The sequence below is a fragment of the Microcystis sp. LE19-41.2A genome (assembly GCF_027530405.1).
Lineage (GTDB): Bacteria > Cyanobacteriota > Cyanobacteriia > Cyanobacteriales > Microcystaceae > Microcystis > Microcystis aeruginosa.
Window position 1 is genome coordinate 1 of record NZ_JAPZQJ010000081.1, and the last position, 12,463, is coordinate 12,463.

General features: G+C 42.8%; 13 protein-coding genes. 9 read left to right on the top strand and 4 right to left on the bottom strand.

Going from position 1 to position 12,463, the window contains the following annotated elements:
* Together O9290_RS03510 and O9290_RS03515 are read right to left on the bottom strand one after the other, a co-directional pair.
* A partial coding sequence (locus tag O9290_RS03510) for a DUF2887 domain-containing protein (RefSeq protein WP_288086708.1) occupies nt 1-317 on the bottom strand: 317 nt, incomplete at its 3' end.
* A gap of 96 nt (nt 318-413) precedes the next feature.
* Nucleotides 414-1,238 (bottom strand): Rpn family recombination-promoting nuclease/putative transposase, encoded by an 825-nt coding sequence (locus O9290_RS03515; protein ID WP_288086710.1) that lies wholly within the window; start codon nt 1,236-1,238, stop codon nt 414-416.
* Nucleotides 1,239-1,296: 58 nt separating this feature from the next.
* On the opposite strand from O9290_RS03515, the gene O9290_RS03520 reads away from it, so the two are divergent.
* From O9290_RS03520 to O9290_RS03550, 7 genes are all read left to right on the top strand, one after another.
* A complete protein-coding gene (locus O9290_RS03520) occupies nt 1,297-2,187 on the top strand; it encodes a S66 peptidase family protein (protein WP_288055003.1) in 891 nt (296 codons plus the stop codon).
* A gap of 61 nt (nt 2,188-2,248) precedes the next feature.
* Nucleotides 2,249-3,226, top strand: a complete 978-nt coding sequence (locus tag O9290_RS03525; RefSeq protein ID WP_002762970.1) for an SDR family oxidoreductase — start codon at nt 2,249-2,251, stop codon at nt 3,224-3,226.
* Between the two features lie 23 nt (nt 3,227-3,249).
* Nucleotides 3,250-4,167: an NAD(+) kinase gene (locus tag O9290_RS03530; RefSeq protein WP_288055005.1), complete on the top strand. Its 918-nt coding sequence runs from the start codon at nt 3,250-3,252 to the stop codon at nt 4,165-4,167.
* Nucleotides 4,168-4,393: 226 nt separating this feature from the next.
* Nucleotides 4,394-5,182 carry an ion transporter gene (locus O9290_RS03535; RefSeq protein WP_288055007.1) on the top strand — a complete coding sequence of 263 codons (789 nt, stop codon included), beginning with the start codon at nt 4,394-4,396 and terminating at the stop codon, nt 5,180-5,182.
* 201 nt (nt 5,183-5,383) lie between these two features.
* Complete coding sequence (hemF, locus tag O9290_RS03540) at nt 5,384-6,406, top strand: oxygen-dependent coproporphyrinogen oxidase (RefSeq protein ID WP_288055009.1); 1,023 nt, start codon at nt 5,384-5,386, stop codon at nt 6,404-6,406.
* A 192-nt stretch (nt 6,407-6,598) separates the two neighbouring features.
* Nucleotides 6,599-7,573 carry a tRNA lysidine(34) synthetase TilS gene (gene tilS, locus O9290_RS03545; RefSeq protein WP_288055010.1) on the top strand — a complete coding sequence of 325 codons (975 nt, stop codon included), beginning with the start codon at nt 6,599-6,601 and terminating at the stop codon, nt 7,571-7,573.
* A gap of 247 nt (nt 7,574-7,820) precedes the next feature.
* Entirely contained in the window at nt 7,821-10,121 is a 2,301-nt protein-coding gene (locus O9290_RS03550) for an ATP-dependent helicase (RefSeq protein WP_288055012.1), read from the top strand.
* Here the strand turns inward: O9290_RS03550 and O9290_RS03555 are convergent.
* The gene (locus O9290_RS03555) at nt 10,086-10,325 is read right to left on the bottom strand and encodes a DUF6737 family protein (protein WP_043999446.1); all 240 of its coding nucleotides are present in this window, start codon (nt 10,323-10,325) and stop codon (nt 10,086-10,088) included. The two genes, O9290_RS03550 and O9290_RS03555, sit on opposite strands and share 36 nt — an antisense overlap.
* 246 nt (nt 10,326-10,571) lie before the next feature.
* On the opposite strand from O9290_RS03555, the gene O9290_RS03560 reads away from it, so the two are divergent.
* Both O9290_RS03560 and O9290_RS03565 read left to right on the top strand, forming a co-directional pair.
* Nucleotides 10,572-10,769 (top strand): hypothetical protein, encoded by a 198-nt coding sequence (locus O9290_RS03560; protein ID WP_288055014.1) that lies wholly within the window; start codon nt 10,572-10,574, stop codon nt 10,767-10,769.
* Nucleotides 10,770-10,916: 147 nt separating this feature from the next.
* The gene (locus O9290_RS03565; protein WP_288055016.1) at nt 10,917-11,258 is read left to right on the top strand and encodes a hypothetical protein; all 342 of its coding nucleotides are present in this window, start codon (nt 10,917-10,919) and stop codon (nt 11,256-11,258) included.
* Between the two features lie 238 nt (nt 11,259-11,496).
* Here O9290_RS03565 and O9290_RS03570 read toward each other — a convergent pair whose 3' ends face one another.
* Nucleotides 11,497-12,378, bottom strand: a complete 882-nt coding sequence (locus tag O9290_RS03570; protein WP_002762982.1) for a 4-hydroxybenzoate solanesyltransferase — start codon at nt 12,376-12,378, stop codon at nt 11,497-11,499.
* Between the last annotated feature and the right edge of the window lie 85 nt (nt 12,379-12,463).

Genomic DNA, 12,463 nt, shown 5'->3' on the forward strand with positions numbered 1-12,463 from the left:
ATTTCTCGGCTAGGATAAATAACAACTATCTGCCACGGTGACAAAGGTTTATACTGTCTAAGATATAAGAAAAGTTCCGAAAATAATCGATAATATAGGTCTTCATCCTTTTGAAACTGCACTTCTACCAGATAAAAGGGCAAATTTTCTAGATTATCGAGCGGCAAAAATAAACCATCTAATCGAAAAGCTAGTTGTTTGACTTCTTGGGAAGTAAATCGATAATTGCTAACCCTAGCATCGGGTCGCTCAATTAATTCAAAGAACGAATCGGGAAAATCGAGAAACATTCGATAGAATATGCTGTCAGTTTTCATGTCATCGCTGATAGGTTAAAGGTCACTGATTTGCTACTATCCATTTGTCCACTACTTAGCAAGTATTGCTTTTCTAGACTGTTGAAACAGGTTTGATTATTGTTGCTGTTGTGCCAAATAGTTAAGCACTGTTTCCAGAGTCAAGTCTAAGCGTTCCGAGATTTGTTGCGGGGTTAAACCGAGGTCTTGCAGTAGAGGAATTGTTTTCAATTTTTGCAAGTTTATTCCCTGTTCAATTCCCTGTTCAATTCCCTGTTCAATACCATCTCCAAAAGCTTCTTGATAGAAACGAGTTTGTTTGAGGTCTTGTAGTTCCAACATAGCTTCAATTTCCTCTCGACTTTTTTGGGGTAATTTATAAATGATTATCGTTTCGATTAAATCAATGACATTTCTCTGCACTAAGCGATCGCTCAGTTCTCTTTGAGCCTGTTTAATTAAAATCTTAGCAGAATTAACGGCTTGACTCTCACTTTCCGTAACCAATTTGATTATGGCGATCGCTAAGGAAGGAGTCTCGTCATTTGGCAATTCATCCAGATAGATTCTTTTAACCCTTGCTAGGGATAAAAAATCGGCAAATTGCTGGGGATGTTCTCGCTCAATTTCTCGACTGGGATAAATAACAACTATCTGCCAGGGTGACAAAGGTTTATACTGTCTAAGATACAGGAAAAGTTCCGAAAATAATCGATAATATAGGTCTTCATCCTTTTGAAACTGCACTTCTACCAGATAAAAGGGCAAATTTTCTAGATTATCGAGCGGCAAAAATAAACCATCCAATCGAAAAGCTAGTTGTTTGACTTCTTGGGAAGTAAATCGATAATTGCTAACCCTAGCATCGGGTCGCTCAATTAATTCAAAGAACGAATCGGGAAAATCGAGAAACATTCGATAGAATATGCTGTCAGTTTTCATGCTGTCACAAAATTACCTGTAATTTCCGCTTAATCCGCCAACAAAAGAGAATTAACCTATGATCATCCCATCCTTTCTGCAACCCGGTGCTAAAGTTTCTCTGGTGGCCACCAGTGGTGCCGTCAAGGAATTAGCCGCCCTAGAAAAAGGCGTAGAAATCTGGCGATCGAGGGGTTATCAAGTGGAATTTAGAGAGAATTGGGCTAATCGTCTCGGTTATCTCGCTGGTAGCGACGAGCAACGTCGTCAAGCTTTAGCCCAAGCATGGCAAGATCCCGATTGTCAAGCAATTCTCTGCGCTAGGGGGGGTTACGGTAGCGCTCGCCTCTTAGAAAATTGGACATGGGCAAAAACTAACCCGAAATGGTTAATCGGTTTTTCCGACGTGACGGGGATTTTATGGAGTTTAGCGAAACAGGGCATTTGTAGCGTTCACGGGGCAGTTTTAACCACCTTAGCCCAAGAAAGTCCCCAATCAATTGATCGCCTCTTTTCTCTTCTGGAAGGTCGTCCTTTAGCCCCTCTTGTCGGTCAAGGTTGGGGTGGGGGCAAAGTGCGGGGACGCTTATTACCAGCTAATTTAACCGTAGCCACCCATCTCCTCGGAACCTCGGTTCAACCCACCCTAGAGGGGGTAATTTTAGCCCTAGAGGACGTAACCGAGGCCCCCTACCGGATCGATCGAATGTTAACTCAGTGGCGAATGCTGGGCATTTTCTCCCAAATTAAAGGCATTGCCCTCGGTCGTTTTAGCCGTTGTCTGGCAGCCCCCGGTAGTGATAGTCAAACCGTAGAGGAAGTCTTAAAAGAGCGTTTGGGCGATTTGGGTATTGCGGTTATTGCTGAGTTACCTTTCGGTCATGATGGCGATAATGCCGCTTTACCGGTGGGAACAATGGTAGAACTGGACGGGGATCGGGGAATCTTAGAATTTTTCTATCCCCAATGATCCACTTTTTTGATAGTATCTTAGAGAAGTGTTAACAAATGTAACAAAAAATTAATTATAGATGAAAGTATTAGTTGTCGGTGCGACAGGAACCCTAGGGCGACAGATCGTGCGTCATGCCATCGATCAGGGACATCAAGTGCGTTGTTTGGTACGCAGTCAGAGAAAAGGGGCTTTTTTGAAGGAATGGGGCGCGGAATTAGTCGGGGGAACCCTACGGGATAAGAGTACCATTATTGCCGCTTTAGAGGGAATGGACGCGGTGATCGATGCCGCTACTGCCCGGGCGACGGACTCAGCCAGCATTAAACAGGTGGATTGGGATGGTAAAGTTAATCTGATTCAAGCGGCCAAAACCGCCGGGGTAGATCGCTTTATTTTCTTTTCGATTCTCAATGCCGAAAAATATCCCAACGTGCCTTTGATGGAGATAAAACGCTGTACCGAGAAATTTATAGCAGAATCGGGTTTAAAATATACAATTCTGCGTCCCTGTGGCTTTATGCAGGGGTTAATCGGTCAATACGCCATCCCGATGTTAGATAATCAAACGGTCTGGATCACGGGGGAAAGTACGGCGATCGCCTACATGGACACCCAAGATATCGCTAAATTCGCCGTTCGCGCCCTAGAAGTCCCCGAAACCGTCGGTCAATCCTATCCTGTGGTGGGCAGCAAAGCTTGGAAAGCTGAAGAAATTATCGAAGTTTGCGAACGCTTATCGGGTAAAGAGGGGAAAATTTGGCGTTTACCCATGGGATTACTGCGTTTTATGCGGGGAATAAGCCGTTGTTTCCAATGGACTTATAATATATCCGACCGACTAGCTTTTGCGGAAGTTCTCGCTAGTGGTCAAGCTCTTGATGCCCCCATGGCAGAAGTTTATCAAGTATTTGGCCTTGATCCGAGTCAAACAACTACTTTAGAATCCTATTTACAAGAATACTTTAGCCGCATTCTCAAGAAGCTCAAGGAAATCGACTTCGAGAAACAAAAAGCTCAGAAGAAGAAGAAAACTCCTTTCAAAAAGAAAGCGTGATTCAGCAGTAGGAAAATTTGTCAATGCCCAAAATCGGCATTATTTACAACGATATTAAGCCTATCGCTTGTAAAACAGCCCATCAGATACAAGATCAGCTACTTTCCCTAGGTTGCCAGGTGTTTATGGCTACCGGCAGCGGTGGCCTGCTAGGCCATTCTAAACCCTCTCGTCCGGTTTGTTTTACCCCGATCGATCAGTTAGTCCCCCCCCACTTCGATCAGGATTTAAGTTTTGCGATCGTGTTAGGGGGCGATGGTACAGTCCTATCGGCAGCCCGGCAGTTGGCCACCCTCAATTTGCCCCTGTTAACGGTCAATACGGGACACATGGGCTTTTTGACCGAAATTTACCTAAATCAGCTTGAACCCGCCTTAGAACTGGTTCTAGAGGGGAATTACACCCTCGAAAATCGCTCGATGATCACGGTGCGACTATTTCGCGAAGATACCCTCCTCTGGGAGGCACTTTCTCTCAATGAGGTGGTCGTCCACCGCGAACCCCTCACCAGTATGTGTCATTTTGAGATTCAAATTGGTGAACACGCGCCCGTCGATATCGCTGCCGATGGGGTGATTCTCTCCACTCCTACCGGTTCTACTGCCTATGCTCTCAGCGCCGGTGGCCCGGTAATAACTCCCGATGTGCCGGTATTACAATTAGCCCCCATTTGTCCCCATTCTTTAGCTTCCAGGTCCTTGGTATTTTCTGACAAGGAAACTGTAAATATTTTCCCAGCAACTGCTAATCGGATGGTGATGGTAGTGGACGGTAATGGCGGTTCTTATATCTTGCCAGAAGATCGAATTAATGTGCAGAAATCCCCCTACAATGTTCATTTTATTCGCCTGCAATCGACGGAATTCTTCCGCATCCTCCGGGAAAAATTAGGTTGGGGTTTACCTCATATTGCTAAACCAACTTCGGTGGAATTACCTTAATCAGTTATCAGTTATCAGTTATCAGTTATCAGTTATCAGTTATCAGTTATCAGTTAAGTAGTCGGACATAAATTCTGTTGTCTATCTTAAGAAATGTAAATTGCCGCAATTCCTACTGACGACCGACTCCTTACCCCACAGTTAACTTTACTTTTATCCAACTACTTATCAGATGTGAGTTTTCAGTTGACTGATTACTGATTACTGTTTACTGATCGCTGAATTTATGCTCCCTTTTCGCACCAAAATAGCTTTTTATTTAGAGGATGTCACCACGGCGATCGGACTGACGGTAAATCTGCTTATCTTAGCATTAATTTTACTATCTTTGGGGATTTATGTGGCTCAAACCTATCCCTTATCCGCCACTTGGCAAATGTGGTTACGTCAGCTTGATTGGGGAATTTTAAGCTTATTTTCCCTAGAGTATTTAATTCGGTTTTGGTGTGCGGAATCAAAACTAGGCTTTGTTTTTAATATTTTTTCGATCCTAGATTTATTGTCAATTCTGCCCCTATTTTTTGGTTTTTTTGATATTAGATTTTTTAGAATTTTTCGCTGGTTTAGAATTTTGCGAGTGATTCGTTTTTTTGGTTCCGATCTTTCTATTTTTAGGATTAAAACTTCCGATCAGATAGTATTTACTCGCATATTACTAACTCTATTCTCGATTATTTTTGTCTATGCAGGTTTAATTTATCAGATCGAACACCCGATTAATTCCCAAGTCTATCGGACATTTTTTGATGCTTTTTACTTCGCCATTGTGACTATGACTACCGTGGGATTTGGGGATGTAACTCCCCTTTCCGATGGGGGCAAAATGGTGACAGTTTTAATGATTTTAACGGGAGTTTTGTTAATTCCCTTGCAGATTAGCGCTCTGACTAAACAACTATTAAAATCTGGCACTCAAATTGATTATCCTTGTCCAGATTGTGGTTTACCCCGTCACGATATAGATGCCAATTTTTGTAAAAACTGTGGGGCAAAACTCTTAAAAAAACCTGATTGAGACTAATTCTGGCGAAATTCAGGAGCCGGTCGTCAGGAGATTATTTTTATTTATTCTCCCCACTTCCCCGCTTCCCCACTCCCTCACTTCCCCACTTCCCCACCCCCAATCCGTCTAAATGTTAAGTTAAGTATCGAAGAGCGGCCGTTTCATCACCCAGTAGTAATATAATCACTGAGTTATCAACTTTGATCCTTGAGTATGACTGCATTCACCACAACCCCCACCCTTGCCAATTTGCCCGCCAGTGACAGCCGTAGCCGCGTCAGTGAATTTATGAAATCCCTACAGGATGAAATTTGTCAGGGATTAGAAGAAGTGGATGGACAAGCAAAATTTATCGAAGATAGTTGGCAACGGCCCGAAGGTGGCGGCGGACGTTCGCGAGTTTTGCGGGAAGGGGCAATTTTTGAACAAGCAGGGGTGAATTTTTCGGAAGTTTGGGGGAAAGAATTACCTCCTAGCATTGCCAAACAACGGCCCGAGGCTGCCGGTCATCAATTTTATGCCACGGGAACCTCGATGGTTTTACATCCTCACAATCCTTATATTCCCACGGTTCACCTCAATTATCGCTATTTTGAAGCAGGTCCGGTTTGGTGGTTTGGCGGTGGCGCTGATTTAACTCCCTACTATGCTTTTGAAGAAGATGCTAGTCATTTTCACCGCACTTTTAAACAGGTTTGCGACCAACATCATCCCGAATATTATCCCGTTTTTAAACGCTGGTGTGATGAATATTTTTATCTCAATCATCGTCAGGAAGCCAGAGGCATCGGCGGGATTTTCTTTGATTACCAAGACGGTTTAGACCCTCTCTATCGGGGTCCTTTTGCCGAAAGTGATGCCGCTATCTATTCAGAAAAATTATCTCCCCAACAACCCCGCAACTGGGAAGAAATTTTTAGTTTCATTAATGACTGTGGCCGGGCTTTTCTACCCGCTTACGTTCCCATTGTCCAGAAACGGCACTCGACGGAATACGGTGACAGAGAACGTCAGTTTCAACTTTATCGTCGCGGTCGTTATGTAGAATTTAATTTAGTTTATGATCGTGGCACAATTTTTGGGTTGCAAACTAACGGTCGTACCGAATCAATTTTGATGTCTTTACCTCCTTTAGTCCGTTGGGAATACTGTTATCAACCTGCACCCAACACCCCAGAAGCAAAACTCTATGATGTCTTCCTAAAACCCCAAGATTGGGTTAATTGGCCAGGTTAAATCAGTTATCAGTTATCAGTTATCAGTTATCAGTTATCAGTTATCAGTTATCAGTTATCAGTTATCAGTTATCAGAAGATTGCTTTTATTTATTCTTCCCAATTCATAATTCATAATTCATAATTCATAATTCATAATTCCTTCTCCCGTTCTAGTTATCTGTCATTTGTCAAGTAAATAAATCTAAAAATTTTGGCTAATTTTTGGACACCTCTCCATACTCGTCTGGAAACCACAGTCAAAAAGGGACAATTACTACCTAAAAATGCGTCTCTTTTAGTGGCATTGTCGGGAGGTCAGGATTCTCTATGTTTAGGTCAATTATTGCTGGATTTGCGCCCTCGTTGGGGTTGGCAACTAGCGATCGCTCACTGTGATCACCGTTGGTCTTACGACCGAGGATTAGTGGCTCATGTGCGGAAAATCGCCGAAATTTGGCAATTACCCGTTTATATTGCCACCGCACCCCCCATGGCGGAAACAGAAGCCAAGGCCCGACAATGGCGTTATCAAGCTTTACAAACAATCGCCCAAGAACAGGGTTTTAATTATCTTCTCACGGCACACACGAGGAGCGATCGAGCGGAAACTTTTCTTTATAATCTCACGCGCGGAGCCGGTAGTGATGGACTTTCTGCCTTAACTTGGTTGACAAGTTTAACCCCGGATATTTTTTTAGTCCGTCCCCTCTTAAATGTCACTCGCGGGGAAACTTTCGCTTTTTGTCAAAGTCGAGAATTACCGATCTGGTACGATCTAGCTAATGAAAATTTACGCTATGCTCGCAATCGCATCCGTCTGGAATTATTACCCTATCTGCAAACTAATTTAAACCCCCAAATTGAAAAACATCTCGCCCAAACTGCCGAAATTTTGGAAGCAGAAAGCGATTATTTAGATAGTATTGCCCGGGATATTTTTCGTCAGGTTATCGATCTAGATCAACAAAGACTCGATCGCTCCCCTTTACAAATTCTACCTCTAGCGATACAAAGACGAGTGATTCGTTTATTTTTGGCTCAATATTTACCCTCATCCCCTAATTTTGCCGAAGTTGAGTCAGTGGTTAATCTCATTACTGGTGTTAATCGCGATGCCACTTCTTCCTTAACTGGCAAAATTCGGGTAGAAGTACAACAAAATTGGCTACATATCAGTTATCAGTGATCAGTTATCAGTTATCAGTGATCAGATTACAGGGTTCTCTTATTCTTTGTGTGATCAGTTTAACTTACTATAGAAGCGATCAATCTTTGTGTCCTCTGTGTCTGGAGTGGTTCCTTCCACTCCCTCGCCAGCAGGACTGTATCTTAGAATACATTTTACCCACCAAACCTAAGAGAGCCATTACAGTTTTAAGTGGACAGTGTTAATAGTAATACAATTAAACTAAAAATAAAATTGGCGGGGCATAATGAGCGAAACTAAAGTAATTAATCGAGAAAATTTACTGGTAAATCTCCGGCAACAACTACGCGCCGGACAACAGGAATTAGCCGATTGGCAAGGGGGAAAAATGGCCATTTCTGCGGTGCCGGGGGCGGGAAAATCCCACAGTTTAGCCGTAGCTGCCGCTATGGTTATTGCTCGTGAGCAACTTCATGCTAAAAAACAGTTAATTATTGTCACGTACACCCGCTCGGCTGCCGCTAGTATTAAAGCTAAAATTAAACAACGCTTGCAAGATTTACAACTTTCAGCCCAAGGTTTTAGCGTTCAAACTCTGCATGGACTGGCCCTACAATTAGCCCGTCGTTACCCGGAATTATCGGGATTAGACCTCGAATCTTCTACCTTAGTTATTCCGACTCCTAGCCACAGAATTATTAGAAACTCGGTGGAAAAATGGCTAATTGCTGATCCAATTCGTTATCAAAAGTTATTAGAAGGAGTGGAATTTGATGGGGAAGAAACCGAAAGATTACGCCGTCAATCGGTGCTGAGAACCGAAATTTTACCTAGTCTTGCCTATGCGGCCATTCATGAGCTAAAAAGTTCGGGATTATCACCGCAGCAAGTCTGGGAATTAAGCCACTATACCGACGATAATTATCAAATTCTCGCTATGGCTAGTGGTTTGTACCAACAGTATGAAATCCTGATGCGTCAGAAAAACTATATAGATTATGATGACATGATTTTAGGAGCCTTGCGAGTATTAGAGGAAGAAAAAATTCGCCGACAATGGCAAAAATCTGTCTTTGGAGTCTTTGAAGATGAGGCACAGGATTCTAGTCCTCTCCAAGAAAAACTAATTACTATTTTAGCAAAAAATAATGACGAGGAAATACCTAATTTAATTCGCGTCGGTGATCCCAATCAAGCGATTAATTCTACCTTTACCCCCGCCGATCCTGTTTACTTTAATTGGTTTTGTGAAAGTTGTCAAAGCGAAGGCAATTTATCGACTATGAACCAAGCAGGTCGCAGCAATACTAAAATTATTGAAGCTGCTAATTTAGTGTTACAATGGGTCGATCGAGATTGGAAACAGGGGAAAGATAATCATAAAGTTACCGAGGCTCCTTTTCGGGTTCAAGCGATTCTTCCCGTCAGCGCCGAAGATCCCCAACCTAATCCAGTTAAGGAGGGAAAAGGATTAGAAATTTATCAACCCGATGACATTTATCAAACAGTAGAGTTAATTGAAAAACGTCTAGTTAAATTACTCCAAGAAAACCCTCAACATAATGCGGCTATCCTCGTTAGAGAAAATCGACAAGGACACTTTTTTGCTCAAAAATTTGCCCATTTTTATAAAAGTTATCAAATCAGAATTTTTGAAGCTAACGAGATCGATCGCTTTTCCCAAATTCCCGCCGAAATGCTGAAACTATTGGCTTTTGTCGAACGTCCCCACTCTCCCGATTATCTCAAAGCGGCCTTAGAAGTGCTACAATTTAGGGGTTTAATTACTGCCCAAGACTTAAATCCTTTAGTTACCTATCCCGAACAATTTCTTTATCCCACTCCCCTCGATCCCGAACTGAAATCTAACGAAAAAATCGCCCGTCGTTATTGCTGCAGTTTACTAAAAGCTAGATTAGAATTACCCCATTATCAACTCCTGTCTTTTTTCGCTATGACTCTCCAATATTCGGGGTCAGAATTAGCCACATTGCAAAAATTAACCGCCCGTATTTATCAGGAAACTGCTGGTAATAGTTCTCTAAAAAATACAATTAATACTCTTAATGAAATTATCGCCTCTGAGCGCTTTGAAGGAGTGGAAGAAGATAACGACGATTGTTATACTCGTCCCGGACAACTGACGATTATTACTATGCACAAAGCCAAGGGTTTAGACTGGGATTATGTTTTTATTCCCTTTCTTCATGAAGATATTATTCCTGGCAAACCTTGGGTTCCCAATGGGGCGAAATTTTTGGGAGATTTTACCCTCGCAGAAGTAGCCCGGGCGCAAATTCGAGCAGCGGTTCATCAACGCTATTTAAACCCCGACAGCATACCAATTATTCCCCCACCTTTAAGCGCTTGGTTAGAAGCTGGACAACTTAAAAAAGCTGAAGAATACCGACTTTTGTATGTAGCGATGACGCGAGCAAAAAGACTTTTATGGATGTCGAGTGAAAAAAAAGCTCCCTTCCGTTGGAACACTTTTCGCGGAGATGAAAGTAGTCAATTACAGGATAAAAATCCCTGTCCTGTCTTTCCTGTTTTAATCAATGCTTTCCCCGATTCTTTCTGTGTTTAACTGTTGCTGCAGTGTCCGCGGATAAAGAATTAGGAAGACAAACCACCAGAGGAGTATAGGAATAGATAGGAGTAGAGTTAACCAGAGACGCTGGGTTAAAAACCAACAGCCGGCAATCAGGGCAATTCCTGTCAATAAAATCGACCAAGGTTGACACCAACGGGGTTTGTGGTCCCAAACGTTATCGGATTTCGAGTTAGACATTAGTTAAGGGGCGGTAATTTACTAACTTGATTTTATCGTACCTGACTATTCAGATCACTGCTATAATTTTGGGTAATTCTAAGTAGGTGGGTGGAATTAAATATAAAATGAACGTAGGTTGGGTTGAAGCATGAAACCCAACGCCCGCATGGGTTACGCTACCGCTAACCCATCCTACAAATAATTGTGCCTACCTACTTATCAATAGAGTTTCTTATCTCTAGACAAACTAAGCTAAATTTTCCTATGATTGATGTCTTTTATCCGATTCCCAAGCTGTTAGATACTATTCTGACGGAGATTTATGCCGAAAATCGCCGTAAACATGAAGAAAGAATGGCCGAATTACAAATAATCTCTAATTCTTCCCTTCGCGATGCCTACGCTCAACAGCTATTATTAGATCGATTTCTTGCCCCTGTGGAAAATGCTCAACATAAGTAGGGAGGCACAATCATTTGTAGGATGGGTTAGCGGTAGCGTAACCCATCGGGGCGTTGGGTTTCATGCTTCAACCCAACCTACGTTCATCTTATATTTAATTCCACCCACCTACTTAGTATTCAAAATGCCGCTAAACACGCTCAGTACATGGCAGAAGTAGTTAATTATTATCATCATGACCATGGCTGTAGTCAAGAGCAAGCCCAAGAAATATCCCGTCAATTTCGGGCTTTAGCGGTTAAAATTTCTCAAATTGACTCTCTTTACGATTTAAAAATCATTTATCAAGTGGTTACTGTTTTCACCCAGCAATTATCAAGATTTAAACACCGAGAAAGAAATTATTCTTGGGAAAGGGAAATCAGAAAGGGTATTTTAGATCCATTAAATACCTGCATTGCTGTGGAGAAAAATTTTCAAAGACGGGTAGCTTTGATGACTGGTGAACCCGCATCAGCTACGGTAATGGGATTATCAGATTCAGAATAGGAAATAAGCTAAGACGTATTTAAACCGCTTATTCTTAGATTAGCCGAATTTCCCTCGCCCCCCCTGCTAGTAGGGTTGATTCAAGGTAGGGTTGATTCAAGGTAGGGTTGATTCATGAATCAACCCTACTAGGGTTGGGGGGGTTGCCTTTTGGCTCTTGCCCCTTGCCTCGTCTCAACAAGCAATTTAAATTAGGAAGAGCTTAGTTACTGACTCTAGGGACATTTTTGGGGGAGTTTTAATACAAACTTCCCCCAATCATAGCCGCTAATAAAATAAAACCGACCCAAACATTTTGACCGAACATTTGACCATAAACTGGTTTAGGTAAATCCGATTGACGTAACAGCCGGTATTGACGCAACCAAGCGATCGCAGCTAGAACCAACCCTAGCCAAAAAAAGGCTGATAACTGCATTTTTTGCCCCTCCCAAGCCAATAAACCCACTGTTAGGGCAAAAAAGACCCCCACGGCTTCCGGGGCGTATTTGCCGAAAAATATGGCACTAGAGTTAATACCAACCTTGAGATCATCCTCTCGATCGGACAGAGCATAAATAGTATCAAATGCCAATGTCCAAAAAATCACCGCTCCCCATAATATAAATGTATTGCTATTTAACGACCCGGTGACGGCACTCCAACAGATTAAAACCGCAAAACCCCAAGCGAGAGAAAGAACCAATTGGGGTACAGGAAAAAAACGCTTGGCGAGGGGATAGCAGATAATCAAGGGAACGGCGGCCACACATAGGCAAAAACTCAGGAAATTCAGATATAAAGCTAAAATTGCGGCGCAAAAGAAAGCAATCAGAGCGATAATCAAACCAACCTTGATCGATAAAGCTCTGGCCGCTAAAGGACGGTTACGAGTGCGATCGACTTGTGGATCGATATCCCGATCCCAAAGATCGTTAACCACACAGCCGGCGGCGCTAGTGGCCAAAGTTCCCAAAACGATCACCCCGATCAAGGGTAGTGGCGGCACCCCCTCTGCCGCCAAAAATACCGCCCATAAAGCGGGAATCATCAAAATTAACCTACCGGCGGGTTTATCCCAGCGCAAGAGGCGAATAATCGTCATCCAAGTGGGTTCTAGATCGGGTTGGGATATGGTCATAATTTCTCGTAAAAAGTAGAAACTAGGAGTTAAGGGGAAGTGGGGTGTGGGGTGTGGGGTGTGGGGTGTGGGGTGTGGGGGGTGG